The 26,031-nt window shown below is 44.1% G+C and carries 28 protein-coding genes and 1 riboswitch; of the genes, 22 read left to right on the forward strand and 6 right to left on the reverse strand.

Going from position 1 to position 26,031, the window contains the following annotated elements; genetic code table 11:
- The first annotated feature begins 9 nt into the window (after positions 1 to 9).
- The 3 genes from recF to ACED60_RS19725 all read left to right on the forward strand — a co-directional run bounded on the left by recF (position 10) and on the right by ACED60_RS19725 (position 4,463).
- Positions 10 to 1,089, forward strand: a complete 1,080-nt coding sequence (recF, locus tag ACED60_RS19715; protein ID WP_371709753.1) for a DNA replication/repair protein RecF — start codon at positions 10 to 12, stop codon at positions 1,087 to 1,089.
- Between the two features lie 17 nt (positions 1,090 to 1,106).
- Entirely contained in the window at positions 1,107 to 3,524 is a 2,418-nt protein-coding gene (gyrB, locus tag ACED60_RS19720; RefSeq protein ID WP_009848139.1) for a DNA topoisomerase (ATP-hydrolyzing) subunit B, read from the forward strand.
- A 504-nt stretch (positions 3,525 to 4,028) separates the two neighbouring features.
- Positions 4,029 to 4,463 (forward strand): Hsp20 family protein, encoded by a 435-nt coding sequence (locus ACED60_RS19725; RefSeq protein ID WP_009848140.1) that lies wholly within the window; start codon positions 4,029 to 4,031, stop codon positions 4,461 to 4,463.
- A gap of 142 nt (positions 4,464 to 4,605) precedes the next feature.
- On the opposite strand, the gene ACED60_RS19730 is transcribed toward ACED60_RS19725, so the two are convergent.
- Positions 4,606 to 5,859, reverse strand: coding sequence for a valine--pyruvate transaminase (locus ACED60_RS19730; RefSeq protein ID WP_371728279.1), 1,254 nt, complete (start codon positions 5,857 to 5,859; stop codon positions 4,606 to 4,608).
- 331 nt (positions 5,860 to 6,190) lie between these two features.
- Here ACED60_RS19730 and ACED60_RS19735 point away from each other — a divergent pair, with 331 nt between their 5' ends.
- From ACED60_RS19735 to ACED60_RS19805, 15 genes are read left to right on the forward strand one after another with little or no spacing between them, the layout of a single operon-like run.
- On the forward strand, positions 6,191 to 6,409 hold the full coding sequence (locus ACED60_RS19735) for a Flp family type IVb pilin (protein ID WP_009848142.1): 219 nt from the start codon (positions 6,191 to 6,193) through the stop codon (positions 6,407 to 6,409).
- A 3-nt stretch (positions 6,410 to 6,412) separates the two neighbouring features.
- On the forward strand, positions 6,413 to 6,850 hold the full coding sequence (locus tag ACED60_RS19740; RefSeq protein ID WP_371728280.1) for a prepilin peptidase: 438 nt from the start codon (positions 6,413 to 6,415) through the stop codon (positions 6,848 to 6,850).
- 7 nt (positions 6,851 to 6,857) lie between these two features.
- Positions 6,858 to 7,646, forward strand: coding sequence for an RcpC/CpaB family pilus assembly protein (locus ACED60_RS19745; RefSeq protein ID WP_371728281.1), 789 nt, complete (start codon positions 6,858 to 6,860; stop codon positions 7,644 to 7,646).
- Positions 7,647 to 7,656: 10 nt separating this feature from the next.
- Positions 7,657 to 8,976: a type II and III secretion system protein family protein gene (locus ACED60_RS19750; RefSeq protein ID WP_009848145.1), complete on the forward strand. Its 1,320-nt coding sequence runs from the start codon at positions 7,657 to 7,659 to the stop codon at positions 8,974 to 8,976.
- On the forward strand, positions 8,973 to 9,491 hold the full coding sequence (locus ACED60_RS19755; protein WP_122047430.1) for a hypothetical protein: 519 nt from the start codon (positions 8,973 to 8,975) through the stop codon (positions 9,489 to 9,491). Before ACED60_RS19750 ends, ACED60_RS19755 begins: the two co-directional genes overlap by 4 nt.
- A gap of 24 nt (positions 9,492 to 9,515) precedes the next feature.
- A complete protein-coding gene (locus tag ACED60_RS19760) occupies positions 9,516 to 10,739 on the forward strand; it encodes a P-loop NTPase (RefSeq protein ID WP_371728282.1) in 1,224 nt (407 codons plus the stop codon).
- Between the two features lie 9 nt (positions 10,740 to 10,748).
- On the forward strand, positions 10,749 to 12,032 hold the full coding sequence (locus tag ACED60_RS19765) for a CpaF family protein (RefSeq protein ID WP_135385717.1): 1,284 nt from the start codon (positions 10,749 to 10,751) through the stop codon (positions 12,030 to 12,032).
- Positions 12,033 to 12,041: 9 nt separating this feature from the next.
- On the forward strand, positions 12,042 to 12,962 hold the full coding sequence (locus ACED60_RS19770) for a type II secretion system F family protein (protein ID WP_371728283.1): 921 nt from the start codon (positions 12,042 to 12,044) through the stop codon (positions 12,960 to 12,962).
- Entirely contained in the window at positions 12,962 to 13,867 is a 906-nt protein-coding gene (locus tag ACED60_RS19775) for a type II secretion system F family protein (protein ID WP_012602950.1), read from the forward strand. The genes ACED60_RS19770 and ACED60_RS19775 overlap by 1 nt, the downstream gene beginning before the upstream one ends.
- Positions 13,860 to 14,642, forward strand: a complete 783-nt coding sequence (locus tag ACED60_RS19780) for a lipopolysaccharide assembly protein LapB (protein ID WP_009848151.1) — start codon at positions 13,860 to 13,862, stop codon at positions 14,640 to 14,642. Before ACED60_RS19775 ends, ACED60_RS19780 begins: the two co-directional genes overlap by 8 nt.
- A complete protein-coding gene (locus ACED60_RS19785) occupies positions 14,632 to 15,117 on the forward strand; it encodes a TadE/TadG family type IV pilus assembly protein (RefSeq protein ID WP_371728284.1) in 486 nt (161 codons plus the stop codon). Before ACED60_RS19780 ends, ACED60_RS19785 begins: the two co-directional genes overlap by 11 nt.
- Positions 15,092 to 15,670, forward strand: a complete 579-nt coding sequence (gene tadF / locus ACED60_RS19790) for a tight adherence pilus pseudopilin TadF (protein WP_009848153.1) — start codon at positions 15,092 to 15,094, stop codon at positions 15,668 to 15,670. The genes ACED60_RS19785 and tadF overlap by 26 nt, the downstream gene beginning before the upstream one ends.
- A 16-nt stretch (positions 15,671 to 15,686) precedes the next feature.
- A complete protein-coding gene (locus ACED60_RS19795; RefSeq protein WP_371728285.1) occupies positions 15,687 to 16,526 on the forward strand; it encodes a TadE/TadG family type IV pilus assembly protein in 840 nt (279 codons plus the stop codon).
- A 5-nt stretch (positions 16,527 to 16,531) separates the two neighbouring features.
- Positions 16,532 to 16,915 carry a hypothetical protein gene (locus ACED60_RS19800; RefSeq protein ID WP_371728286.1) on the forward strand — a complete coding sequence of 128 codons (384 nt, stop codon included), beginning with the start codon at positions 16,532 to 16,534 and terminating at the stop codon, positions 16,913 to 16,915.
- A gap of 49 nt (positions 16,916 to 16,964) precedes the next feature.
- On the forward strand, positions 16,965 to 17,606 hold the full coding sequence (locus ACED60_RS19805) for an OmpA family protein (RefSeq protein WP_371728287.1): 642 nt from the start codon (positions 16,965 to 16,967) through the stop codon (positions 17,604 to 17,606).
- A 15-nt stretch (positions 17,607 to 17,621) separates the two neighbouring features.
- On the opposite strand, the gene ACED60_RS19810 is transcribed toward ACED60_RS19805, so the two are convergent.
- From ACED60_RS19810 to glyQ, 4 genes are all read right to left on the reverse strand, one after another.
- Complete coding sequence (locus tag ACED60_RS19810; RefSeq protein ID WP_371728288.1) at positions 17,622 to 19,004, reverse strand: ATP-binding protein; 1,383 nt, start codon at positions 19,002 to 19,004, stop codon at positions 17,622 to 17,624.
- A 1-nt stretch (position 19,005) separates the two neighbouring features.
- The gene (locus tag ACED60_RS19815; RefSeq protein ID WP_371728289.1) at positions 19,006 to 19,686 is read right to left on the reverse strand and encodes a response regulator; all 681 of its coding nucleotides are present in this window, start codon (positions 19,684 to 19,686) and stop codon (positions 19,006 to 19,008) included.
- 110 nt (positions 19,687 to 19,796) lie between these two features.
- Positions 19,797 to 21,878 carry a glycine--tRNA ligase subunit beta gene (gene glyS, locus ACED60_RS19820; protein ID WP_017087263.1) on the reverse strand — a complete coding sequence of 694 codons (2,082 nt, stop codon included), beginning with the start codon at positions 21,876 to 21,878 and terminating at the stop codon, positions 19,797 to 19,799.
- Between the two features lie 2 nt (positions 21,879 to 21,880).
- Positions 21,881 to 22,795 carry a glycine--tRNA ligase subunit alpha gene (glyQ, locus tag ACED60_RS19825; RefSeq protein ID WP_009848159.1) on the reverse strand — a complete coding sequence of 305 codons (915 nt, stop codon included), beginning with the start codon at positions 22,793 to 22,795 and terminating at the stop codon, positions 21,881 to 21,883.
- Positions 22,796 to 23,005: 210 nt separating this feature from the next.
- Positions 23,006 to 23,181: riboswitch (yybP-ykoY riboswitch) on the forward strand.
- Between the two features lie 34 nt (positions 23,182 to 23,215).
- On the opposite strand from glyQ, the gene ACED60_RS19830 reads away from it, so the two are divergent.
- Both ACED60_RS19830 and ACED60_RS19835 read left to right on the forward strand, forming a co-directional pair.
- Positions 23,216 to 23,770 (forward strand): TMEM165/GDT1 family protein, encoded by a 555-nt coding sequence (locus ACED60_RS19830; RefSeq protein ID WP_009848160.1) that lies wholly within the window; start codon positions 23,216 to 23,218, stop codon positions 23,768 to 23,770.
- A gap of 151 nt (positions 23,771 to 23,921) precedes the next feature.
- The gene (locus ACED60_RS19835; RefSeq protein WP_004736676.1) at positions 23,922 to 24,176 is read left to right on the forward strand and encodes a hypothetical protein; all 255 of its coding nucleotides are present in this window, start codon (positions 23,922 to 23,924) and stop codon (positions 24,174 to 24,176) included.
- 83 nt (positions 24,177 to 24,259) lie between these two features.
- Here the strand turns inward: ACED60_RS19835 and tusA are convergent, their stop codons facing one another.
- Positions 24,260 to 24,511, reverse strand: coding sequence for a sulfurtransferase TusA (gene tusA, locus ACED60_RS19840; protein WP_004736675.1), 252 nt, complete (start codon positions 24,509 to 24,511; stop codon positions 24,260 to 24,262).
- Between the two features lie 149 nt (positions 24,512 to 24,660).
- Here tusA and ACED60_RS19845 point away from each other — a divergent pair, with 149 nt between their 5' ends.
- Entirely contained in the window at positions 24,661 to 24,846 is a 186-nt protein-coding gene (locus tag ACED60_RS19845; RefSeq protein ID WP_004736674.1) for a hypothetical protein, read from the forward strand.
- 156 nt (positions 24,847 to 25,002) lie between these two features.
- Positions 25,003 to 25,944, forward strand: coding sequence for a LysR family transcriptional regulator (locus tag ACED60_RS19850; protein WP_012602956.1), 942 nt, complete (start codon positions 25,003 to 25,005; stop codon positions 25,942 to 25,944).
- Positions 25,945 to 26,031 lie beyond the last annotated feature (87 nt).

Below are 26,031 nucleotides of genomic sequence, written 5' to 3' on the forward strand. Positions count from 1 at the left end.
GAAGACGTTATGCCTTTATCGCGCTTAATCGTTAAGCAGTTTAGAAATATAGAAGCCTGTGACATTCAACCGTCATCAGGCTTTAACTTTCTTATAGGGGCTAACGGGAGCGGAAAAACCAGTGTCCTTGAAGCGGTATATCTGCTCGGACATGGTCGCTCATTTAAGAGTTCACTCACCGGCCGTATCATACAAAACGAGTGCAGTGAGCTGTTTGTACATGGCCGTTTTATGACCTCGGATCAATTTGAGCTGCCAATTGGCATTAATAAGCAGCGCGATGGCACAACAGAGGTTAAAATAAGCGGTCAAACTGGGCAAAAATTGGCTCAGTTAGCTCAGGTTTTACCTTTGCAGTTGATTCACCCGGAAGGGTTTGATTTACTAACCGATGGACCTAAGCATCGCCGCGCATTTATTGATTGGGGAGTCTTCCACAGTGAGTCCGGCTTTTATGATGCATGGGGCAGGGTAAAGCGCCTCAATAAGCAACGAAACGCCTTATTGAAAACGGCAACACACTATCGAGAACTGAGCTATTGGGACCAAGAATTGGCCCGTTTAGCTGAAAGTATCAGCCAGTGGCGTGCCACTTACGTTGAGCAGCTTAAAGAAGTCGCCGAAGAAATCTGTGCGACCTTCCTTCCTGAGTTTGAGATAAAGATTAACTATTATCGTGGTTGGGACAAAGACACCCCATATGCCGATATTTTAGAAAAGAATTTTGAAAGGGATCAGCAGCTTGGTTACACCTTTAGTGGGCCAAACAAAGCGGATCTGAAGATAAAAGTGAACGGCACTCCAGTGGAAGATGTCTTGTCACGAGGTCAATTGAAGTTGATGGTGTGCGCGCTGCGAGTAGCACAAGGGCAGCACCTCACTCAAATGACAGGTAAGCAGTGCATCTATTTGATAGATGACTTTGCTTCCGAATTAGATAGCCAACGCCGAGCACGTCTTGCTGAGTGTTTAAAGGCGACCCAGGCTCAAGTTTTTGTAAGCTCTATTACCGCTGATCAGATTGCAGATATGCATGACGAAAATAGCAGGATGTTTCATGTGGAACATGGCAAAATAGAGCAAGGATAATTAGTCAGAGAGTAACTATGTCAGATAATTACGATTCATCGAGTATTAAAGTACTGAAGGGTCTGGATGCGGTACGTAAGCGTCCTGGAATGTACATTGGCGACACGGATGATGGTACCGGTCTGCACCACATGGTTTTTGAGGTGGTAGATAACTCTATTGATGAAGCGCTAGCTGGTCACTGTAATGACATCATTGTAACTATCCATGAAGATAGCTCAGTGTCTGTAAGCGATGACGGCCGTGGTATTCCAACAGAATTGCACCCAGAAGAAAAAGTATCAGCAGCAGAAGTAATCATGACGGTTCTTCACGCTGGTGGTAAGTTCGATGATAACTCGTACAAGGTATCTGGTGGTCTGCACGGTGTTGGTGTTTCAGTAGTTAACGCACTTTCTAAGCAAGTTACTCTTACTATCCACCGCGGTGGCAAAATCCACACTCAAACTTACAGCCACGGTGAGCCTCAAGCGCCACTAGCGGTTATCGGTGATACGGATAAAACCGGTACAGAGATTCGTTTCTGGCCGAGTGAAGAAACCTTCACTAACATCGAGTTCCATTACGACATTTTAGCTAAGCGTCTACGTGAGCTATCATTCTTGAACTCAGGTGTATCAATTAAGCTAATTGATAAGCGTGAAGAAGACAAAATGGATCACTTCGAATACGAAGGCGGTATCCAAGCGTTTGTTGAACACCTTAATACCAATAAAACACCAATCATCCAAAAGATTTTCCACTTTGATTCAGAGCGTGATGACGGCATTACCGTTGAAGTTGCAATGCAGTGGAACGATGGTTACCAAGAAAACATCTACTGTTTCACTAACAACATCCCTCAACGCGATGGTGGTGCTCACTTAGCGGGTTTCCGTGCTGCACTAACGCGTACTCTGAACAGCTTCATGGATAAAGAAGGCTTCTCGAAGAAAGCGAAGACTTCAACATCAGGTGATGATGCTCGTGAAGGTTTGACGGCGATTGTTTCGGTGAAAGTGCCAGATCCTAAGTTCTCAAGCCAAACGAAAGACAAGCTGGTTTCTTCAGAAGTGAAGTCTGCCGTTGAGTCTACGATGGGTGAGAAGCTATCTGAGTTTCTAATTGAGAACCCAGGTGAAGCGAAAATCGTTTGTTCTAAAATTATCGATGCAGCGCGTGCTCGTGATGCAGCGCGTAAAGCTCGTGAGATGACTCGTCGTAAAGGCGCATTAGATTTAGCGGGTCTTCCAGGTAAACTAGCTGACTGTCAGGAAAAAGATCCTGCTCAGTCTGAACTATACATTGTGGAAGGAGACTCTGCTGGCGGATCAGCCAAGCAGGGGCGTAACCGTAAGAACCAAGCAATCCTACCGCTTAAAGGTAAAATCCTTAACGTAGAGAAAGCGCGTTTCGATAAAATGCTGTCTTCTCAAGAAGTCGCAACGCTAATCACAGCCCTTGGTTGTGGTATTGGCCGTGATGAATACAACCCAGATAAACTGCGTTACCACAACATCATCATCATGACCGATGCCGATGTCGATGGTTCTCACATCCGTACACTGCTACTGACGTTCTTCTACCGTCAAATGCCTGAGCTGATTGAACGTGGTTACATCTACATTGCTCAACCGCCACTTTACAAAGTGAAGAAGGGTAAGCAAGAGCAGTACATCAAAGATGAAGATGCGATGAACCAGTATCAAGTATCTTTGGCTTTAGACAATGCAGAACTGCACGTAAATCCTGAAGCACCTGCGTTTGCCGGTGAAGGCTTAGAGAAGCTTGTTCAGCAATACAATGCAGGCATCAAGCTCGTTGATCGTATGAGCCGCCGCTACCCACGCGCATTGGTTCACGAACTGATTTACGTTCCTCGCCTAACCGCTGAGCAGTGTCATGATGATGCGGTGGTTGAAGCTTGGGGTAAGCAGCTAGTAGAGCAGCTAAACGGTAAAGAAGCGGGTGCAAGCCAATACAGCCTTGAAGTTGAAAAGCACGAAGAGCTAGGTTTAAGCGTTCCTAAGATTGTGGTTCGTACTCATGGTGTAACTCATGAGCACGTGCTGAGCATTGATCTGATTAACTCGAAAGAGTTTGGCAAGCTAGCGGATCTTTCTGAAGCACTTGATGGCCTGATTGAAGAAGGTGCTTACATTAAGCGTGGCGAGCGTACTCAAGAAGTGTCTAGTTTCGTTGAAGCTCTGAACTGGTTAGTGAAAGAGTCTCGTCGTGGCCTAAGCCTACAACGATACAAAGGTCTAGGTGAGATGAACCCTGATCAACTTTGGGAAACGACAATGGATCCTGAAACTCGTCGTATGATGCAAGTAACGATTGAAGATGCTGTTGGTGCTGATCTGTTGTTTACAACATTGATGGGCGACCAAGTAGAACCGCGTCGTAACTTCATCGAAGAAAACGCACTTAAAGTAGCAAATCTAGACGTTTAGTATCTTTGATACTTCGCTCTTTCGCTTAATTTCTGTGTCAGAGGTGCTCACATACATTCGTATGCTCCGCGCCTCTTCTTTGAACTAAAACGAAATAGCTTCGTCTCAAAAAACTAAATTTGTTGTTAAAAAGACTGCCAAAAATGGCGGTCTTTTTTGTTTTTAAGTGATTGAAAAATATTGGATTGGAAAAATAATTGAAAATAAGCGCTTGAAACTGATTTGCTCAATCCACATATCTAGTTGTGAAGAGAATGACTGTCTTGCTCTACAAGAGAAGAAACAGAACCTTCATAATCGTTGCTAGAGTATCGCTCAATAGAGGATAACTTTGGCAGCACACAATTTAAAAATTGATTCATTGTCATGTCCCAGAGTTGTCATCAAACGAGGTGAAACCCGTGGAATGCGAACTGAATCCCTTAGCTGTTTACTGAATCATTCACAGGTTCGATCTCAGTAAAAATTACAGCTAAGACTATTGCTTACTAAAAGGATAGCATTATGAGAACTGTAGATTTCACTCCACTTTACCGCAACGCAATCGGCTTCGATCGTCTATTCAACATGATGGAAGCGAACACATCGAAGAACTCTTCTGGCGGTTACCCTCCATACAACATCGAGCAAAAAGACGAGAACAACTACCGTATTACTATGGCCGTTGCTGGTTTTGCTGATGACCAATTAGATCTTACTCAGAAAGAGAACATGCTAATTGTTAAAGGTGAGCGTAAAGCAGAAGCAGAGAAAACCTTCGTATACCAAGGTATCGCAGAGCGTGATTTCGAGCGTAAATTCCAACTGGCAGACTACGTAAAAGTGGTAGGGGCAAGCATGGAAAATGGTCTTCTTCACATCGACCTAGAACGCGAAATTCCAGAAGCGATGCAACCACGTAAGATTGCTATTAATGGTAATAGTCTTCTAGAAGGCTAAAGCTATTGGCTTAGCTCAATTGAGTTAAAGCGAATCGGGAAGTAAAAGTGAAAGAGCACCAGTACCTTGAAAAAGGTCGGTGCTCTTTTTTGTTTGTCCTATCATCGTCCATTCCATAGAGGAACGACCGAGTAGGGAATATTTATTTGCTTTCGCTGTAAGCCTTTTTCACTTCTTCAGCAATGATAGCAATACCTTTCTGCATCGCCTCATCATCTTGTACGTAGTTCATGCGTAAGCACTGGTGAGCATGATCCCACTCGTCTTCTTGACCGATAAAGAAGTATTCACCCGGAACAATCAATACGCCGCGAGCTTTCAAGCGGTCATACAGTTCCATGGTGGTGATCGGCAGCTCATCAAACCATAGCCATAAGAAAATCGCACCTTCAGGCTTATGGATACGGAAGCGAGGGTCATCGATAGCTTGTTGTAACAACTCAACCGCGCGCAAAGACTTCTCTTTGTAGAAAGGTTTGATTACTTCACTGCTCAATCGCAATAAATCGCCTTTTTCAATCATATGATTGGCAATTGCCGGCCCAACACTGCTCGGCGCTAAGCTGATAATGCCATTCATGTTAGTCAGAGCTTGTGTTACTTCTTCGCTCGCAATCACGATACCGCAACGCACACCCGGTAAACCAAGCTTAGATAAGCTCATGCACAGAATCGTATTTTCATTCCAGAACGGTTCCACATCTTCAAAGATGATGTTTGGAAACGGCAGGCCGTAAGCATTATCGATCAGTAGTGGGATGTTGTTTTCGCGCGCCAGTTTATCCAGTTTACGCACTTCTTCGTCGGTCAGTACGTTACCGGTTGGGTTGGTTGGGCGAGAAGCACAGATAGCGGCAACCGAGTCATCAACCTTTAGCTGTTCAAAATCAACGTGGTATTTGAACTGCCTGTTTTCAAGCAGTTCGATCTCTGGGTGGTAAGAGATAAAAATATCGTCATCAATGCCCGCATCGCCGTAGCCGATGTATTCCGGTGCGATCGGCAACAAGATTTTCTTGTGAGAACCGTCTGGCTGTTGACCCGCTAATAGGTTGAATAGGTAAAAGAAGCCACTCTGACTGCCATTAGTCAGGCTGATGTTCTTCTCGCTGATGTCCCAACCATAGGTCTCTTTCAGCATCGCCGCTAACGACTTAATGAAGCTGTCTTTGCCCTGCGGACCATCGTAGTTGGCGAGGGCGGCGATGAGTTCTCCACTGGCGAGCATGTCGGCACTGGCTTGGTTAAAGTAATCGAGCATGGCTGGGATAGCGGCTGGGTTACCACCACCGAGCATGATTGCACCAGGAGTGCGCAGGCCATCATTTAAATCATCCATTAAACGAGTGATTCCAGAGTATCGATTAAACTTTTCACCAAACTTTGAGAATTGCATTGCTTCGTATACCTAATTCATTGTGATTATTATTCGTAGATTATGATCAATCTTATGAACCCGAGCGTGGCGGGTTACAGTGGGTAATCTTTGAACATACCGCAATGTTTTTGCGGCGCAAAGCACGAATTGCCCTCACACGGAAAAAACTTCTCTTCTCACCACTCCCGTTTAATCACTTTTTTCACTTTAAACTGAACTCAAACTGAATAGAACGACGGCAAATGTCAGAGCAATGTGAGGAAGGTCACTCTTGGATTGCTCAAAAATAGCGCACTGAATATTATTTCCTCCGAAGAAAAAACAACCTATCTATCTTTTGGAGAAACGAATGTTAACTAATTTATTTGTTAGAACTCAGCTATTTATTCAATCTTTTAATAATGATCAACGTGGTGTTACAGCGATTGAATACGCAATCCTAGGTGTGTGTATGTCAGCAATCGTATTGGCTGTATTTAACGACTCTCTTCGTGAAGCTTTAGAAGGTGCTATCACAACCATCACTAATAATATTGAAGCCGCTAATTCGTCGCCAAGTGTAGGTTAATTAATGCCTCATAAACTGTGGTGGTTAATTCCCTTAGCCACCATGGCTGCAATCGTCAGTTATCAAGATATCCGATACCGAAAAATACCTAATGGAGTGGTGGTAGCTGTTGCTCTCTTGGGTGTTTTTTATATCTGTCAAACCGAAAAGTTTGAGCAGTTTTATAACTTTTTCATAGTGTTAGCCGTCGGCGCAGTTTTATTTTATTTCAATGTTATAGCTGCTGGAGACAGTAAATTATTGGCTGCATTCAGTTTAATGGTATCGCCCAATATGATGTTGTTGGCGGTTAATGTAATTTTATTTGCAGGTGGAACCCTAGCGATTACTCAGTGGGTATTAGGAAAAACAACAGGTAATTCTGAGTGGATAAACAGAGGCGTTCCTTATGGGGTACCTATTTGTCTAGGAAGCCTACTAGGTATAGCTGCATCGTTATAGGTGAATCATGAACTCCAAAATCATTCTTGGCTTAGCGTTTCTCGCTATATCTATAGGCCTCTATGGTGTGGTGAATGTACCGATGGATACTTTCCCCGTTCAGCCTGAAGAACCCATTATAGAAGTGACTTTTAAGGTATGGAAACTCACTCACCCGGCAGTGAAAGGTCAGCAGCTGAAGCGTAGCGACTTCGTTATAGAGTACCTGCCTGAAGCTCGTGCAGCGCTATTGGGAATCGATCGAAACATTGAGTTAGATTGGAATGCTCCTCAATTCGCAGTGCATGACATTGCCGCATATGAGCTGGTGGACTCGAATATGTTGACATCTCCCGGAGACAGTCAGTACTTACAGGCGGTGATCCGCCCTGGATTTGTGCCTTATAACGTTACGGTACCGGGAAGAGATGTATTAGGTGGCACCATCGCAGTCGGAGATTTAGTCGACATATCTGTTCTTTCAACGCCGGATCAGAACTTATCAAGTGAGGATACGGTGTCAGATATTCAACATCTCACTATGGTGCCATTACTGGCTCAAATACCGGTTTTGGACATGGTGGCGTCAGAAAAAGCAGTGAGCACGTTAACGTTGGAAAAAGAGACTCAGGTGACATTGATCTTACAAGTGACGAATCAACAACTGGCACAACTCACGGTGGCACAGCGGATTGCAGAAGTGGTCGTGCATAAATCATTGGGTAAGGAATTTTCTGATGATCTAGAAGCTGATTCTTCAGACATCATTCCAAGCAGTGGCGGCACTGGTGGAATTCGTGAATACCGTTTTGAGTAGGGCGTTAACCATGAAAACAACAATGTTGACTTTAGTATTGGTTCTGCTGCTTCCATTCGAGGTTTTGGCTCAAGGCTCGACTAATTTAGCTCAGGGAGAAGCTAAAACCTTTTCGATTCGAGGGGAAATCGCTTCTGTTTTTATCTCAGGGAAGAATATTGCAGATTATCAAGTGATTGATAGTAATAAGGTCGTGGTGTTTGGGAAGAATATAGGATCTGCCTCGTTTATCGCATTTGATGCGAAAGGACGTGAATTATTTAACCGCTTATTGTTAGTGAATAAAAGTTATCGCGAAATAGAGCAACAAATTGATGTGCTGTTTCCCGATGCGGAAGTGTTTGTAGCAGGCATCGGTGAGAACGTTGTTCTGAGTGGCGTTGTCGCTAATGAACAGGAAAAGGATAACATTCACCAGTTGGTGGGTGAGCTTTTGGGGAAAACAGCGAACTCAACCTCTTTTCAAATGAGTGATGAAGAGAGTGACGACATTGATGTGGGTTTTATGACTCAACTTAATTACGCAGGCGTCGTGAATAATATAGAAATATCAGCGACTAAGCAGGTGAACGTTAAGTTGACCATTGCAGAGGTATCGCACTCTTTTATGCAAGACTTCGGCATCAAGATGGGCAGCAATGGTACGCCCGGCATCTTTGTGGATCAACTTACTCATTTTAGTGCTAGCGATATTGTCTCTGTTATTTCAGCTTTAGGTACCGATAGCGTTGGTCAAGTTCTAGCTGAACCTAATTTGTCGGTGATTTCAGGTGAGAAAGCGAGTTTCTTAGTGGGTGGAGAACTGCCCGTTGTGACGGTTATAGATGGTGCAACCAACGTTGAATATAAGGAATTCGGTGTGCGACTGGAATTACTGGCTAAGGTGCTTCGAGATGACAAAATTAAGCTAGCACTGACACCAGAGGTTAGCTCCCTAGATGGTAGTTACAGCAGTGACAACTTTGATTTACCAGCATTAAGAACACGACGCGCCCAGACAACCGTGGAACTGGGGGATGGACAAAGCTTCGTTCTTGGTGGGTTGCTTAACAGTGAAGAGAAAGAGTCACTGACTCGAATTCCCTACATTGGTGATATACCTATTATCGGTGCTTTGTTTCGCCATACAGGAACCGAACGTAGTAAAACTGAGTTAGTCATTGTAGCGACCGTTAATTTAGTTCAACCAGTCAAAGCGGAGCAGATCCAATTACCGACGATGAAAAAGACTAGCACGCTCAAGCGCTTTTTTGGACTAGGCAGTGGCTATGAACAATCACAACAAAAGTGGGCTGATGAAGTTTTGTCTGCTGGAGGGTTTAGCCAATGAAATCATTGATGGTTACTTTGTTTACCGCCGTCATTATTACAGGGTGTGTTGACCGTATATCGGAGCCTCGCGGAACGGAAGTTGAAGTTTTTCCTGTGACTTATCAGCTTAAACTTCGCTCTGACCAACCCCTGTTGGTGACCAGAAAAGTGAGTGAGTTTATCTTGGGTTACCCTAAAAATGTAAAGGTGGCGCAATGGAAAATACGTACCAAAGGGAACGGGAATCAGGCGCTTTATAAAGAGGTTGTGAGCCAGTTAATCCAAGCTGGTGTGATGTCGAGTCAGATTGAATACAGTCAAATAGGTTATAGCCCAAATGAGCATAACTCAAACGCATCAGATCCGTTACCACTAGAGAGTCGCTTTGACTTAAGTCTTTCAGTCACAACATATAAGACCAAACTAGAAATTTGCCGCCAGGAACGGGTCGGCGAGTATGGGAATGGAAGCTTAGGGTGCAATGTGGACACGAGCCGTTGGCAGTCAATGGTCAACCCGCACAAAGCAATCTAATTACTAACTGTTAGAGAATTTCAGATGTTTGATTTAGTGAATAAACTAAACAGTGCGGAACCTAAAAAATCGGAGAAACAGAATCGTTGTGCGATGCTTTTCCAAACCGAGATATGCCGCGACTTCATCCAAAAATCGTTCAGATTTGAAGGGTTGATTGAGCCTAGCTCGTTCGCCAGCCAAGACACAAATGTGACTAGATTAGAGCAATACCCAGATGTTGAAGTGGTATTTGTTGAATTAAATCAAAGCCAAGATATTGTCGCTGATGCTCAGTTATTGACTCATACCTTATCTCCTCATGTGTCAGTGATCATTATTGGCAGTGAAGATACCATATCCATCATTCGAGCCTTAAGACAGTTGGGTTTCTATTACTTGTTTTGGCCAGCGGGTGAAGCGGAAACGATCGATTTTTATCACAACGTTTCCCGTAACCACGCAGCACAACAAGGCGTGAGTACAAATCGTAAAGCCAAGCAAATAGCAGTCATGGGCGTGAAAGGTGGGGTCGGTACTTCACTAGTCGCGTGTGAGATATCTCGCCGTTTGGCCAAGCATCAAAATGCGAGTACTTTGCTAGTCGACTATACCTACACTGGCAGCAATATTGACGTGATGTTAGGGCTTAAGAAGTTTACTAAGCGCAGTGTTCAAAAAGGCACCCTTACTACAGGAGTGGATAATGATATCGCGACAAGCTTGGTACAAAATATTGAAAAAAATTTGTCACTTCTTGCGGTGGAATCAGATGAGTTTGGCCGTGATGAGTTATTCCAATACACCCAGTCTTTAAAGAAGCAGATGATTTCAAGTCATGCTTTTGTCGTGGAAGACTATTCTCACACTGCGACAACCAATGAAGAGTTTAGACAAGCGGTGGGGAAACTAGATGCTTTAGTCTTGGTATTTGATGCAACAGTATCGTCATTAAGAGAGCTGAATCGAATTCGTTCTGAAATCGACGTGCATTATCCCAACCTTGTCGTACTGACGGTAATGAACCGCTCTCGACCACATAACGCAGCGTCAATTAGTGAGGCGGATGTAGTTAAGTATTTTGGTCGAGAGGCAGACGCGAATTTAGTGTTTGATTTCAAAGCTAATCAATACCTACTTCAAGGTGAGCTGCTTAGTGAATCACGTTCTGAAATGAAATACGGACTGCAAACGTTAGTTGCCTTATTGATGGGAGAGAAAGTTGCGGAAAAAACAGCATTTTCATTCTTCCAGTGGTTAAAACGGTAAGGGGACGATATGGAACATGCACAGCGCATTTATTTACAACTGCGTAAGCAGATATTTGATGCACTTGATGCCAGTGTTATTGAAAGCTTACCGCGTCTAGAGTTAGAAGCTCAGTTAGCTAGCGCAGTTGATATGCTAGTGAGTCGAGATCAGTTATCTATTTCATCACTGGCAAAATCAGAATATGTCACCAGCATGGTACATGAGTTAGTTGGCCTCGGGCCTTTGCAGGTGTTGATGGATGATGACTCGATCACCGACATCATGATCAATGGCCCACAACAGGTTTATATTGAGCGTCATGGCTTAGTCGAGAAAGCACCTGTTCGATTTATCGATGAGAAGCAGTTGCTTGATATTGCTAAGCGCATCGCTAGTCGTGTTGGGCGCAGGGTCGATGAGTCTTCTCCTACTTGTGATGCCCGGTTAGATGATGGTAGCCGTGTGAATATTGTCATTCCTCCTATTACATTGGAAGGGACGTCAATCTCGATTCGTAAGTTTCAAAAGCAAAGTATTGGTTTTGAAGAATTAGTTGAATTTGGGTCTCTTACTCCCGAGATGGCAGGTTTACTTCAATTAGCTGCACGTTGCCGACTCAATATTATTGTATCTGGTGGTACGGGATCGGGAAAAACAACGTTACTTAATGCTTTATCACAGCATATATCAGAGGGTGAACGAACCGTCACTATTGAAGATACCGCTGAGTTAAGGCTTCAGCAGTCACATGTTGTTCGAATGGAAACTCGTCATGAGGGCATTGAAGGGACGGGGGCTATTACCGCTCGAGATTTAGTGATTAATTCACTGCGAATGCGCCCAGACCGAATTATTGTGGGTGAATGCCGTGGTGGTGAAGCATTTGAAATGCTGCAAGCCATGAATACTGGGCACGATGGTTCAATGTCTACGTTGCACGCCAATACACCACGAGATGCTTTGGCTCGTGTCGAATCAATGGTGATGATGGCGACCAATAATTTGCCCTTAGAAGCGATCCGCCGCTCAATTGTAAGCGCGGTCGATTTAGTCGTTCAGGTCAGCCGATTGCATGATGGTTCTCGAAAGATCATGAATATCACTGAAGTGGTCGGTATTGAGGGAAGCAACGTGGTGTTAGAAGAGTTGTTCTCTTTCCAAACTTCACCTCACAGCCCTGATGGTCGCATTCGAGGTAGTTATGTGACATCTGGTGTTATGGCTCGTTCTGCGCTTTATGAAAAAGCCCGTTTCTTTGGTGTAGAGCAGAAGTTAACTCAAGTGATTGAGTCTATGACACTCAATCAATAGGAGTGAGACATGTATTGGTTGATTATTTTGGGTGGGGCAATACTCATGATTGTAGCGCTTAAGCCGAATAGAGCTCCTTCTGTTGATGAGTATTTATCACAGCAAGCGAAAGGTAATCTGAAAAGCGATCTGAGTTTTACGCAACAAGCGGTTAATTTTGCCAGTCTTTCTGATCGTAACTTCAAACAGAAACTTCGTGTGCGTTGGGATAACTTACAGCGCCAACTTGGAAAAATGGCATTAGGTAAGGTCGTCATTTTTTCTGTTGTAGCACTGCTTGCGATCGGCACTCTTAATCAAATGTCACTGCGTTTACCTTGGTTTGAAATTTTGCCTTTGACTCTCATTATCGCTTGGTTTTTTGGCTATCTCCATTTACAGAAACGAGAGAAAAAACGCTTTGAAGAAACCTTCCCTGATGCGTTGAACATGCTGGCAAGTTCCCTTAGTGCGGGTGAAAGCATAGGGCGAGGCATTGGGTATGTAGGGAAGAAACTTGAAGGTGAGGTAGGTAAAGAGTTTAAGCTGATGAGCGAGCGCCTCAATTTAGGCGAGCCGATTGATGATGTGTTTCGTAAATCTTGTCGTCGCTTTCCGTATCCGTCGTTTCATTTTTTTGTCATTACCTTGCGAGCTAACATGCAAAGAGGGGGGCAATTAAAAGAGGTGATGTCACGTCTGAATCGACAAATGTTCGAAGCGAGAGCTGTAGAAAGAAAAAAGTTTGCTCTTACTTCAGAGGCTCGTATCTCCGCAAAAATTGTAGGAGCAACACCATTCTTCTTTCTGTTTATTTTGCAGTTTCTTAGTCCTGAAAATTTTGAGTTCGTAATGCACCACCCAGAAGGGAGACCGATTCTTTACTACCTCATCACAAGTGAAAGTATCGGCATGCTGATCATCTGGGCGTTAATGAAAAAGGTGAAGTAATGGCTTCTTCAATAAACTTCTCGAACGTTGGGCTATTTTTCGCCTGGGCCGGCGTAGCATTTGGCTTGTTGCTCATATTTTATTGGTTAGTCGTGTGTACTCAGAAAAAACACCGTATCGCAGCCTTAGCGAAACATCATCGATTGGCCGATCAGTCAAAAGAGGCAGAAATAAAACTGAATCGTTGGTTGACGCCCATGTCGACTATTTTCGTCACCTCCGAAAGTGATATTGCAGTGCGCTTTGCTAATGCAGGCGTGAGTGACATCCGGTGGGCTCAATGGTTTATGCCACTGAAGTACAGTGCGTTGTTTATCGGGCAAGTGGTTGTTGCAGGCGTGTGTTGGTTTTTTGAGGTTTCGTCTGAATCATGGATCGCGATAGCTGCGGGGTGGGCTATGGTGGTTATTGTGATGCCTGACCTAGTCTTGAGCTCGATGGCTAAAAACCGTCAACGTCGAATCTCTCGTCAAATGCCGTACCTGATTGACCTAATGGCGATTTGCGTCCAAACCGGCATGACAATCGAAGCATCAATGAAATACCTCTCCATTGAAATGAAAAGCTTTGATAAAGAGCTTTCTAGCTTGTTGGAGGTGACAAACCAACGGGCTCGTTTGGTCGGAATGGAAAATGCCTTAGAGGAGTTGTATCGCAAGGTTCCATCACCAGAAGTTCGTAGTTTTGTGATGACGCTGACGCAGAGCATTCAACATGGATCCTCGATTTATAACGTGTTAACGACGTTGGCAGGCGATATTCGAGAAGTGCAAATGCTAGAGCTGGAAGAAGAAATAGGGAAGTTAGCTGCCAAGATGTCGATTCCACTGATCGTGTTTATCTTGATCCCAATTGTATTCGTAATTGCCGCTCCGGGGGTAATGAGGATGATGCTTAATGTTTAAGAAAATAATCGCGCTAACGTTAGTTTTAATGTTGGCGGCATGCAGTTCAACTCAAGCGAGTTGGCAGAAAGATGAGTCAAAAGAGGCTATCTATCAAAAAACACATAATTACGTTCAGTTAACCCGTTTGTATAAAAATCAGCTGCAGCAATACGACGCTGATGAAGTGAGAGAAAAACTCTCGAATACATATTTAGCTATGGGCGATGCTGAGTCGGCTCTGTTTTACATTGCCCCTGTTACTCAAAAACCACAACCCAGTGTGAACAGTTTATTGATGCAAGCGAAAGCATACGGTGAATTAGGTCAGTACCCAGCAGCGATCAGTAGTGCTAAACAAGTATTAGTGGAAAATGCTACACATGCGGCAGCCGAGAATTTACTGGGAACGTTTTATGGTTACAGCTATCAGTTTGATCTATCTCGTCGGTATTTTGAACGCGCGCGCGAGCATTTTTATGACTCGGTATCAGTGAATAATAATTTGGCTGTGCTCGATATTACGCAAGAGCATTATCAAGCAGCTATGGAGCGTTTATTACCATTGTATAAGCGCGGTCAGATGAACGAACAGATGATGGCAAACTTGACGTTGAGTATGGCTAAGTTGGGCCACTACCCGTTTGTCGAAAGTGTGTTGAGTGAAAGATACAGCAAGCACCAAATCCAAAAAATTTATCAGGCGTTGCGCCACCACACTCCTTATTCATTAGAGAGCCAAACGCTGGCAGTCAGTGGTCTTTCGTTATCGGAGGAGGCGGGTAATGCGATATAAGCAAAAGGGTGTCGCGAGCATAGAGTTTGCGGTGGGCTTTTTTGCTTTTTGGTTGATGTGTATGGCGTGGGTTGAGATGAGCTATATCTCGTACATTTCGGCGATCAACGACTTGGCGGTTTCAGAGGTGGCTCGCACAGCTAAAAAGGGCTCAGGAAATTATCTCGATACGGTAGATAAGGTTTTGCACCGAGAAGGCAGTATCTGGAATCAGGTTGTTAATGGCGACAATTTTCAAGTCACGATTCACTACTCTAAAAACCTGAGTGAGTTAGCTAGTATTACAGACCAATGCAGTATTTCTGGTAGTCAAAAATTTAAAGAGTGTGGTGATGCTGATAACGCAGCGCTTGCCATTTATCGAATTAACTACCGTTTTTCACCTATCTTTAGCTACTTCTTCACGACTCAGAATTTAATGAGCAGAGAGATGATTGCTGTGCAGGAATATGAAAGGTCAAAATTTGAAATTTAGAACCCTAAAGCATGGGAATTTGAAGAGTAAGCAGCAGGGGGTTTTTAGTATTGAGTTTGCCATGGTCGCTGTATTTTTCAGCTTATTGATTGCTTTCAGTGGTGACGTGATCATCAAGCTTTCATTGAAAGGAAAACTCGATCGACTCTCTTATTCACTGGTCAATGTACTTAAAGAGAGAACCCAACTTTATGATACTGATTATCAGCTTACAACTAAAGAAGTCGATGATATCGATATCATTGCTCAGCATTCCTTACTGCGTACCTTTGGTCATTTTGAACGGGAACACTATGGGTTGTTGGTGGAAGAGTTGAGCTTCAAACAAGTGGGTACACCCAACCCCGCGATCAGTGAAAAACGCGGTGTTGTTGCCTGCAGAATAAAGCAAACCATTGATTCATTAGAGTCCATGACGGTAGTGACTAACCGAGGTCGAGAAATGCCCCTGTACCGAGTGACGGTTTGTTATGAATCGGATAATTGGATTGGTGGTATTTTGGGGCGTGAGTTTACTCACGTGATGTCTGATTCTGTCGTGATCGGCAGGTAGAGCGAAGAGAAAGGTTATGAAACACGCTATGCGTAAGCAGTCTGGCCATGCAGTTATGCTGTTTGCCATTATGATCCCAGCTTTGTTTGGAGTGTTTATGCTTGGTTCTGATGGTGCCCGCGCATTACAAACCAAAGCTCGATTAGAGGAAGCTTCAGAAGCGGCTGTTCTAGCGGTATCAGCAAAAGATGAGCAAGACCACCAATTGGCGGAGCGCTATATTCAGCATTATCTATATGACATGGACTCGATCCTAGATATTGAAGTTAAGAAGCTAGGGTGTGATGAGATACCTGAATGTATTGCTGCTACGGAAAGAGGCGAAGCACGCTACTTTGAATATCGTGTTGCGGGTCAAACACTGCACAAGTCCTGGTTTCCTGGTAACGATGTGATTTCTGGCTTTGGTGATAGCTTCAATGTGACGGGATCATCGAAAGCACGACGCTATCAAAGCCAGCCGATAGACATTACTTTTATCGTCGATTTTTCAGAATCTATGAATGACTCGTGGAGTGGTGGTCGGCGTTCTAAGCTAAATGATCTGAAAGACATTATTGAAGATGTGGCTGATGAACTCGGCGCGTATAACGATCTATATCCAGAGCACCCTCATCGGGTTGCACTTACCGGTTTTAATCGCCGAACCATCAATAAAGATAAGAATGATAACTTAGTGGTTCGCGATCAGCGGGTAGTTTCAAGAGAAGGTGAATACGATAAAGACGATACGGTGAATTTTAACAAAACGATAGCTCAACAATTTATCGTTAAAGGAGAAGCCTCGCGTGTGCCTAATGGCGATGATGATGCACTGCTTCACTGCAAGGTATTATTCGTGCAGGGCAAATTGTGACTTCAATGTCGAAGAACCAAAAGCAGCTGATCATTATTCTGTCTGATGGGGAGGATTGGAATCACTACGCAGGGCAAACCAATAAGCTTGTATCGAAAGGTATGTGTAGCAACATTCTCAATATGGTCAACGGCGGCAAAGTTTCGGCAGATAATACGCATGATGACATAGAGGTAATTGGCGGGGTAAGCCAAGGAATGATGACACCTGATGGTGAACGAATGAACGCGCGCATGGCTGTGATTGGTTTCGATTATGAACTTAATAAAAACGTGGGTCTGCGTAATTGCGTTGGCCGAGATAATGTTTATAAGGCTGAAAACAAGGAAGACATTCTCAATAAAATTTTGGGATTAATTACGGAAGAAGTGGGTCACTTAGCGCAATAGAGGTATGTGACATCCTTTTTATTAACTGAATATTATTAAGAGAGCAAAAATGAAAACGCTTATATCTGTTATGTCTTTATTTACTCTGTCGTTTTCTATACTGGCAGCCCCTTTAAAACCAGATACTAACGAACTACTTTATCATTACTGCCATATGGGCGACTCTGAACTAGAGAAGACGGTAACGATCGGTCAGGGGAAGAAAGTGATGTATCACCAAGGCCCATTCATGCAAGTGAACGCAAGCACAGCTAATCAAGCGATTAAAAATCTGATTCAAGATAAGTTAACTCAAGTATCAGAAAGTGCTGATTGCGCACGATACTTACTAAGTCGAACTAAATTTGTAGAAGGTAAGTTGGCTCGTGAGGTGTTGGCTCGCGTGACTTTTGATTTCGATGACGATGAACTGAATCAAAAATCTCGTTATTTATTGTTAAAACTTATAGCTAAACTTGAACATCAAACTCCCGAATTTATCGTCACGGGGAATACCGACTCAAAAGGTAGTGATAGTTACAACTTAAGCTTAGGCTTGCAGCGCTCGAATGCTGTTGTTGGGTATTTGAAAGAGCAAGGCGTAAATATTGAAGACCTGACAGTGAGTTCACAAGGTGAGGCGAACCCAGTGCAGAGTAACGAGACTGAATCCGGTCGCCATAACAATCGCAGGGTTGATATTCACTCTTAACCCTGCCCTACAAATTTAACTTGTTGGGAGCAGTATTTTTAAAACGACACCCACGGATGGGTTATCTGATTGCTCAAACCAGATTGTCCCTTTGTAGCTATGGAGTATCTCATCACATAGCGCCAAACCTAACCCCGTACCATGGGTCTTCTGATCGGCTCTTACGCCACGTTGAAATAAGGTTTGGCTGATCGAGCTATTTATTACTGGCCCATCATTATAGATCTCAATCAGGATTTGCTGTTCGCTTTGAGTGGCTTTGAATTCGATAGAGGTTTGTGCGAACCGATAAGTATTTTCTAATAGGTTACCGAGCACTTCCATAAGATCATCTTTATTAAGAGGCACGGTCTGTTGGTCGTCAAACTGAGTGATGAATTGGATCTTTTTGTCGGCATGGATTTTCGTAAACATGCCTACTAGGCTGTCGAGGATTGGTTTTATCTGTGTCGATGAAGTCGTTATACCTTTAACGCCTAGCGAAGCCCTTTTGAGTTGTGCCTGAATTAAGCTATCCATTTCTAACAGTTGTTGGTTGATTTGGTCATTCTTTGTTTTGGATGAGTCTTCATCAAGCAATGCTTGAGAAACTGTCACGCGAGTCTTCAAACTATGGGCGAGATCATTGAGAGAACGCTTATAACGCTCCTGATTTTCTTTTTGTTGGTATAGCAATTCGTTCAATGCACTGGTGACGCTATGTAAATCTTCAGGGTATGACTGGGCTAATTGGTTTTGTTTACCCTGCTTTATGTCATTCAGTTCATTCTCTAGTCGAGTAAACGGCGCAAAACTAATACGATAAAAAACCAAAAGTAGAGCACTGATCAAAGCAAGCGCAACTACTAACACTCCAACCGCGGTGTATTTTAACTGATGTATGGGTTCTATTTTCTCTTCGACCCTTTGGGTAAAGATAACTCTGCCATCTTTCTTTTCCTGGAAACCTTTCCAGAGAATTGTGTGGACAATAAAAGCGGCGCCATTCGGTCTTTCAACCAAACGAATAGTATCTATGGGGAAATTTAGATCACGACAGAGCTCGCTAACTTGAGATTGGCTGACGCCTATCTCTGATAGCAGCTTAGCTCGTCTTTCAATATTTACTGATGTCCATACTTGTTGATTGTTGTGATCACATAGAGTGACGCTAGTGTTGGGAGAATCTTTCGCATAGAACCTATCCCACTCCGTCAATGGCGGGATTTCCCCAGAAGACAGCAGTTCATTGATTACAGCAGGCAATTCTCGAAGGGTATTTTTCGAGTAGTACTCAAAAAGTTGGTGTTTTTGACTGTTGTAGTAGAACCAGGCGCTAGTGAGTACCATTGAAATCATAATGGAAGCAGCAACGGCGAATGTCCGACGTCTGAACTGAGTTTTGTACAGTCTTTTCATACTACTTAGCTTCTAGTTCAAAACGATAACCTTGCCCGCGAATGGTGCTGATCAGTTTAGCTTGAGTGTATAGCGTTAACTTTTTACGTAAGCGTGAAACGATGACCTCAATATTGTTTAGCTGAACATTTTCACCCTGCGCATAAAGGGAATCTGCGATTTGTTGCTTAGATACGATTTGTAAGCAATGGCGAATTAAGTACTCGAATATTTGAAATTCTAAGGCTGTAAGTTCAATCAGGGCATCATCGTAACTGATACGTTTGGCTTGAGTGTCTAAGGTGAGCGATTGCGCTTTGATTTGGGAAGCGGAAAACCCTTGATTGCGACGAACAAGCGCCTCAAGGCGAGCGTGTAGCTCTTCAAATTGGAAGGGCTTGGTAAGGTAATCATCAGCCCCGGAGTTAAGCCCTTCTACTTTATCTTGCCAGTAGCCACGTGCGGTTAAGATTAATATTGGGACTGCAATTTCTTTACGACGTATTTGCTTGATCAGCGTAATGCCATCAAAGTCAGGGAGGCCAAGGTCAATGATCATCACATCTGTATTGGACTGTTTTTGAATCGTTTGTAAACATGCAGAAGCTGTTCTATCTGCATGGACAGTATGTCCTTGCTCACTGAGCTGAGAAGATAGGTGGTGATTCAATATTTCATTATCTTCAACCAAAACAACCAGCATGTAATATCCCTATCTACAATAATATTCAACCAGATAGAGCTTACACTAGCTTTGGATAAAAAAAAGGGAGAAGCCAAAGCTTCCCCCTTAATATTTATTCCAAATTGGTTTTACTTCTGTAGTAAAGAAATATCAGCAATCTGTAGGAACAGGTTACGTAGGTTGTTCAGTAGCGTTAGACGGTTCTTCTTAAGCGCTTCGTCATCAGCCATAACCATTACGTTATCGAAGAATGCATCAACGGGTTCACGTAGGTCAGCAAGTTTGCTTAGGGCTTCTTGGTAGTTGCCTGTCGCGAATGCTGGTTCTAGTGCTTCTGTCATTACTTCAACGTTTTCAGCCAGCGCTTTCTCTGCGTCTTCTTGAAGAAGCGCTAGATCGATTTCAGCGGGTAGATCGCCATCGAATTTCGCGAGGATGTTACCTACACGCTTGTTCGCTGCTGCTAATGCTTCTGCTGCTTCCAGTTCACGGAAGTGAGAAACCGCTTTAACACGTTGGTCAAAGTCAGCTGGCTTGGTTGGACGACGTGCTAGTACCGCTTGGATGATATCAACGCTGAAACCAGCATCTTGGTACCATGCGCGGAAACGACCTAGCATAAAGTCGATAACGTCAGCTTCTACGTTTTCGTTAGTTAGCTTGTCGCCTAGTAGCTCTTTCGCTTTACCGATAAGGTCAGTTAGGTCTAGGTTGTAGCCGTTTTCAACGATGATACGTAGCACACCTAGTGATGCACGACGTAGAGCGAATGGGTCAGAACCTTTTGGTGCTTGGCCAATACCGAAGATACCCACGATAGTGTCTAGCTTGTCTGCCATTGCTACAGCAGAAGAAATGCCAGTGCTTGGTAGTGTGTCACCCGCGAAACGAGGCATGTACTGCTCGTAAAGTGCCAGTGCTACTTGCTCGTCTTCACCATCGTGCGTTGCGTAGTGCATGCCCATCACACCTTGAGTATCCGTAAATTCGAATACCATTGATGTCATTAGGTCACACTTAGCCAGTAGGCCTGCGCGCTTAGACTTTTCAACGTCAGCATCGATTTGCTCAGCAATGTAGCCAGCAAGCTCTGTGATGCGATCGGTTTTGTCTTTGATAGTACCTAATTGCTTCTGGAAGATAGCTTGGTCTAGTTCAGCAAGACGGTCGATCAGCGGACGTTTGCGGTCTGTGTTGAAGAAGAATTCAGCATCAGCAAGACGTGGACGTACAACCTTCTCGTTACCTTCGATTACGTGACGAGGCTCTTTAGACTCGATGTTCGAAACGAAGATGAAGTTTGGTAGAAGGCTTCTTTCAGCGTCACCAATCTCATGCGAATAAACAGGGAAGTACTTCTGGTCGCCTTTCATGGTGTAAACCAAAGCTTCAGAAGGCACTTTTAGGAACTCTTGCTCAAACTTAGCAGTAAGCACCACTGGCCATTCAACCAAAGAGGTAACTTCTTCAACAAGGTCATCTTCTAGGTCAGCAATACCGCCAACCGCGTCTGCTGCTTTTTTAGCATCAGCAAGAATGATCGCTTTACGCGCATCGTAATCTGCCATTACTTTACCGCGCTCTTCTAAGATCGCAGGGTATTGGTCAGCAGAGTCGATTGTGAACTCTTGTTCGCCCATGAAACGGTGGCCACGGATAGTACGAGCAGAAGCTACGCCTAGGATTTTGCCTTCAACAAGCTCATCACCTAGTAGTACTGTCAGTGTTTTCACTGGACGGATAAATTGAATGTCTGAGTTACCCCAGCGCATTGCTTTAGGAATTGGTAGGCCAGCGAGAGCTTTCGCAGCGATGTCCATCACCAATTCTTGAACAGGTTTGCCAGCCACTTCTTGTTTGAAAAGAAGCCACTCGCCTTTGTCTGTTTTCAGGCGGTCAGCTTGCTCAACAGTAATACCGTTACCACGAGCCCAACCTTGTGCAGCTTTAGTCGCGTTGCCTTCCGCATCGAATGCGACAGAAATTGCAGGACCGCGCTTCTCAACGACTTTGTCTGCTTGGCCTTCAGCCAGTGCAGTCACTTTAAGTGCTAGACGACGAGGTGCTGCGTACCACTTGATGCCTTCGTGAGAAAGCTCAGCCGTTTTAAGACCCGCTTCAAAGTTAGAAGCAAAGGCTTCTGCTAGAGAACGAAGTGCTGTTGGTGGAAGCTCTTCCGTACCCAGTTCAATTAGAAAATTCTTCGCCATGATTATTTATCCTTCTTACACATTGGGAAGCCAAGCGCTTCACGTGACGCGTAGTACGCCTCTGCAACAGCTTTAGTCAGGTTGCGGATACGAAGGATGTAACGTTGACGCTCTGTTACAGAGATAGCTTTACGCGCATCAAGGATGTTGAATGCGTGACCTGCTTTCAGAATGCGCTCGTAAGCTGGAAGCGGCAGTGGCTTCTCAAGCTCAAGTAGCTCTTTACACTCTTTTTCGCACTGGTCGAAGAAAGTGAATAGGAAATCTACGTCTGCGTGCTCGAAGTTGTATGTTGATTGCTCAACTTCATTTTGGTGGAAGATATCACCGTAAGTCACGTTAGAACCGTCTGGTGCTACGTTCCATACAAGGTCGTAAACAGAGTCTACTTCTTGGATGTACATTGCTAGACGCTCGATACCGTAAGTGATCTCGCCCGTTACAGGCTTACACTCAAGACCGCCAACTTGTTGGAAGTAAGTGAATTGAGTCACTTCCATACCGTTTAGCCATACTTCCCAACCAAGACCCCATGCGCCTAACGTTGGGTTTTCCCAGTTGTCTTCTACGAAGCGAATATCGTGAACAAGTGGGTCGACACCAAGAACTTCAAGCGAGCCTAAGTACAACTCCTGGATGTTATCTGGAGAAGGTTTTAGAGCTACTTGGAATTGATAGTAGTGCTGCAGGCGGTTCGGGTTTTCACCGTAACGACCATCAGTCGGACGACGAGAAGGTTGAACGTATGCCGTAGACATTGGCTCTGGGCCAAGTGCACGTAGACATGTCATTGGGTGAGAGGTGCCAGCACCTACTTCCATATCTAGTGGTTGAACAATGGTACAACCGTTTTGTGCCCAGTAATCCTGCAGCGCGAGGATCATTCCCTGGAAGGTTTTGATATCGTATTTTTGCATAGTCAGGTTCGCGCGATTCTTTTAAATGAATGATAAAAATAACCTCTGAGTATACCGAGATATTGGTAAAGCGAGTAGGGGTAATCTTGTTTAATTAGTGGTCTAAAATGTCGTTTAGTGGATTTTTTTGCCTTTAATGTTTGTTTTTCGGCACAAGTGGATATTTTGATAACTTTGACTCTTGTGTTTGAAAGCGTGGGTGATTAAAATCTCGCGGTCTTTGGGGAGTAGCTTACTTATTCATATCCTATTGAATGAGTTCGTTCGTCAACATAATTGATGCAAAATCATCATGGCGTTCGAGGCAACCACCACCTTGGTGGCGCTTAGCAAGACCTTAGACAAGCATCGTGAACCGGGATGGGGCGCGAGGTTTGTCTTTGGTTAAATATAATAATCCTCATCCCAAATGAGCATGTCGTGAGCGTTTTAGCAATTTCAATTACAACTGTCGCCTTAGCCGAAATCGGTGATAAGACTCAGTTGTTATCCCTTTTATTAGCCAGCCGATATCGAAAACCGCTACCTATTATTGCGGCTATTTTCTTTGCCACCATTGCCAACCATGCCCTTGCTGCGTGGCTAGGTGTTGTGGTCGCTGATTATTTATCTCCTGAAGTACTTAAGTGGGTGCTGGTGGTCAGTTTCATTGCGATGGCAGGCTGGATTCTGATTCCGGATAAATTAGATGACGATGAACAGATCTCGAACCGAGGGCCGTTTGTCGCCAGTTTTATCGCTTTCTTCATTGCTGAGATCGGTGATAAGACTCAGATTGCGACATCGATTCTAGGGGCTCAATATTCGGATGCATTAACGTGGGTCATTCTCGGTACTACCATTGGTATGTTGCTGGCGAATGTGCCTGTGGTGATCATTGGTAAGCTATCGGCAGATAAGATGCCACTTGACCTGATTCGCAAGATCACAGCCTTGTTGTTCGTGGGTTTGGCTATCGCAGCAGCGTTCTATTAAGCGGTAGTATTGAGTCCTATTATACTCAATCAGTAGAGTAATGTGTTGTAGGTCATACTCTTACAGTATTATGGGGTTTATCGAGCGAATGGACATATAACTGTCATACTTGTCATGATATTTTAATCTTGTGAGTTAAGAACACGAGGGCATGATTATGTTGACGCGTTATATGGGTATTACTCCACAAAGCCAAAGTTATCTATTTACCTTTGGTCTTGCACTTACACTACTAGGCATGGTGTTGACGGACATGTGGCTACCAATGGTGGCTGGTTCGATGATCATGACCGGGCTTGCGGTAGAAGCTTGGATTCGGGTCGCGCATATTATTCCTATGCGAAAAGATATCCGAGAAATTCAGCATCAGCTTGAGCATCTGCAAAATAAATCTAGAAACGAATAAACAAAAAGCCGCTCGTACTCTGAGTTCTGTTGAAGAACATAAGGTACGAGCGGCTTTTTTGATACTTGATAGTCGGTGGGGCGTTACGCCTCCAATCCCTTTCTGATCAAATACTGGTAAGGCAACGTTTCTGTCGCTTGGCCTACCAACTGGTGATCCATGAATCGACAAAAGCTCGGAATATCACGAGTTGTCGAAGGATCGTCAGCTTTTACCAGTAACACATCGCCATCCTGCATGTTTCTAATTGTCTTCCTGACCATCATTACTGGCTCTGGGCAACGCAGGCCTTCAGCTTCTAAAGTGTGGGTTGCCAGTTCAGGTTTGAATGTCATGGTTTGTATCTCTATATCTATCTAACGAGTGAATAATACGTCTGCAGAAAAAATATGCAATAAGTGCTTGGCAAACGGAACCATTTCCTATAACTTAATTAACAAGTTGATAACAACTTAAATCAAAGGCAACTAGCTAAGGAGTGGCGATGTTGACAGGATTAGATAGATTAACAATTTATTCAGTTCTCTGTTTTATTTCTTTTTGTGCGTTAGTACTACGCTCATCGACAGAGACCTCTCTAATGCCAATTTTTGGCATAGTAGCAACGATTATTGGTATTTGGGTAGAGATGCGCCGTTGGCAAGGCATAGCCGAGGAGCAAGAGCACTAACCTGAATACAGCAAGCAAATTCCAATACGACAACATTCCGACACTATCCCCAGATTTTCTTGGGCTTCCCCGCGTAATTGCGGGATTTTTTTTATCTAAAGCATGCTATAAACAACTTAGTGACCAATGATAATTGTATACAGCTAGGTAAGTGGCGTGGAATTAGAAGACATCTATCGTAGAGACCTGAATTTACTGGTCGCCTTAAAGGTATTGATTGAAGAGGGCAGTGTTAGTCAAGCTGCGCTTCGTCTTAACCTAAGCCAGTCGGCAACCAGCCGAGTATTAGGCCGCTTAAGAGAACTACTCAATGATCCCCTGTTTACACGCCAAGGTCAGCACCTTATTCCCACTAAGAAAGCTCTCGAGATCAGCCAGCGCATTGATCAGCCTTTAGAATCATTCCGCCAACTGCTGAGCCCGAGTGATTTCGATCCTTACTATTGCAGTGAGCGTTTTTTAATTGCGACCACTGACTACGCGATGCAAACTATCTTGCCTTATGCTCTGCCGAAGATTTATGAGCAAGCGCCGAACATCTCTTTGGAGTTTGCACCATTGCAGCATGAGCATTTGTTTAAACAGCTCAGCACCGAACGTGTCGATATGGCGATTTGTCGCCCGAGTGGCAGCATTGCACCACTTCATCAAGAGGTATTGGGGCCGGTCGGTGTGTCGTGTCTGTTATCTAAGAATCACCCATTAGCCGATAAGCCTTTAAGCCTTGAAGACTATGTATCACTCCCGCACGCGATGATTGCGATCAGTGATGGTGTTAAGGCTTTATTAGACAACGCGTTAGCCAATCAACAGCCTCGTAAAATGGTGTTGCGTGCTTATCACCTTGAAGCGGCATTGGCGATTGTCGATAGAATGCCGTTGGTGATTACTGTGCCTGCTGATTTGGCTTATTTGGTGGCGGAGCGTTATGACTTGGTTGTTAAGCCATTACCATTTGAATTTATGCCGTTTGATTACTCACTGATCTGGCACTCGCGTTGCGATTCTTCTGCCTCGCAACAATGGTTAAGAAGAGTAGTAAAAGAAGAATGTGGTGAGCTGATTCAGAAGCGTATTGCGGATGTAGGTTTGGGTTAACTGAGATCTCGCTTTAGTTTACTCGATCCAAATGACAAAAACGCAAAAGGGCTGATTACTATCAGCCCTTTGTTATTCTGGGTTACG

The organism is Vibrio sp. 1F279 (assembly GCF_041439815.1).
Taxonomy (GTDB): Bacteria; Pseudomonadota; Gammaproteobacteria; order Enterobacterales; family Vibrionaceae; genus Vibrio; species Vibrio tasmaniensis_A.

Bases quoted from the DNA above. Each gene is read 5' to 3' on its own strand.
- recF (WP_371709753.1), top strand. From the start codon at position 10: ATGCCTTTATCGCGCTTAATCGTTAAGCAGTTTAGAAATATAGAAGCC.
- gyrB (WP_009848139.1), top strand. From the start codon at position 1,107: ATGTCAGATAATTACGATTCATCGAGTATTAAAGTACTGAAGGGTCTG.
- ACED60_RS19725 (WP_009848140.1), top strand. From the start codon at position 4,029: ATGAGAACTGTAGATTTCACTCCACTTTACCGCAACGCAATCGGCTTC.
- ACED60_RS19730 (WP_371728279.1), bottom strand. From the start codon at position 5,859: ATGCAATTCTCAAAGTTTGGTGAAAAGTTTAATCGATACTCTGGAATC.
- ACED60_RS19735 (WP_009848142.1), top strand. From the start codon at position 6,191: ATGTTAACTAATTTATTTGTTAGAACTCAGCTATTTATTCAATCTTTT.
- ACED60_RS19740 (WP_371728280.1), top strand. From the start codon at position 6,413: ATGCCTCATAAACTGTGGTGGTTAATTCCCTTAGCCACCATGGCTGCA.
- ACED60_RS19745 (WP_371728281.1), top strand. From the start codon at position 6,858: ATGAACTCCAAAATCATTCTTGGCTTAGCGTTTCTCGCTATATCTATA.
- ACED60_RS19750 (WP_009848145.1), top strand. From the start codon at position 7,657: ATGAAAACAACAATGTTGACTTTAGTATTGGTTCTGCTGCTTCCATTC.
- ACED60_RS19755 (WP_122047430.1), top strand. From the start codon at position 8,973: ATGAAATCATTGATGGTTACTTTGTTTACCGCCGTCATTATTACAGGG.
- ACED60_RS19760 (WP_371728282.1), top strand. From the start codon at position 9,516: ATGTTTGATTTAGTGAATAAACTAAACAGTGCGGAACCTAAAAAATCG.
- ACED60_RS19765 (WP_135385717.1), top strand. From the start codon at position 10,749: ATGGAACATGCACAGCGCATTTATTTACAACTGCGTAAGCAGATATTT.
- ACED60_RS19770 (WP_371728283.1), top strand. From the start codon at position 12,042: ATGTATTGGTTGATTATTTTGGGTGGGGCAATACTCATGATTGTAGCG.
- ACED60_RS19775 (WP_012602950.1), top strand. From the start codon at position 12,962: ATGGCTTCTTCAATAAACTTCTCGAACGTTGGGCTATTTTTCGCCTGG.
- ACED60_RS19780 (WP_009848151.1), top strand. From the start codon at position 13,860: ATGTTTAAGAAAATAATCGCGCTAACGTTAGTTTTAATGTTGGCGGCA.
- ACED60_RS19785 (WP_371728284.1), top strand. From the start codon at position 14,632: ATGCGATATAAGCAAAAGGGTGTCGCGAGCATAGAGTTTGCGGTGGGC.
- tadF (WP_009848153.1), top strand. From the start codon at position 15,092: ATGAAAGGTCAAAATTTGAAATTTAGAACCCTAAAGCATGGGAATTTG.
- ACED60_RS19795 (WP_371728285.1), top strand. From the start codon at position 15,687: ATGAAACACGCTATGCGTAAGCAGTCTGGCCATGCAGTTATGCTGTTT.
- ACED60_RS19800 (WP_371728286.1), top strand. From the start codon at position 16,532: ATGTCGAAGAACCAAAAGCAGCTGATCATTATTCTGTCTGATGGGGAG.
- ACED60_RS19805 (WP_371728287.1), top strand. From the start codon at position 16,965: ATGAAAACGCTTATATCTGTTATGTCTTTATTTACTCTGTCGTTTTCT.
- ACED60_RS19810 (WP_371728288.1), bottom strand. From the start codon at position 19,004: ATGAAAAGACTGTACAAAACTCAGTTCAGACGTCGGACATTCGCCGTT.
- ACED60_RS19815 (WP_371728289.1), bottom strand. From the start codon at position 19,686: ATGCTGGTTGTTTTGGTTGAAGATAATGAAATATTGAATCACCACCTA.
- glyS (WP_017087263.1), bottom strand. From the start codon at position 21,878: ATGGCGAAGAATTTTCTAATTGAACTGGGTACGGAAGAGCTTCCACCA.
- glyQ (WP_009848159.1), bottom strand. From the start codon at position 22,795: ATGCAAAAATACGATATCAAAACCTTCCAGGGAATGATCCTCGCGCTG.
- ACED60_RS19835 (WP_004736676.1), top strand. From the start codon at position 23,922: ATGATTATGTTGACGCGTTATATGGGTATTACTCCACAAAGCCAAAGT.
- tusA (WP_004736675.1), bottom strand. From the start codon at position 24,511: ATGACATTCAAACCTGAACTGGCAACCCACACTTTAGAAGCTGAAGGC.
- ACED60_RS19845 (WP_004736674.1), top strand. From the start codon at position 24,661: ATGTTGACAGGATTAGATAGATTAACAATTTATTCAGTTCTCTGTTTT.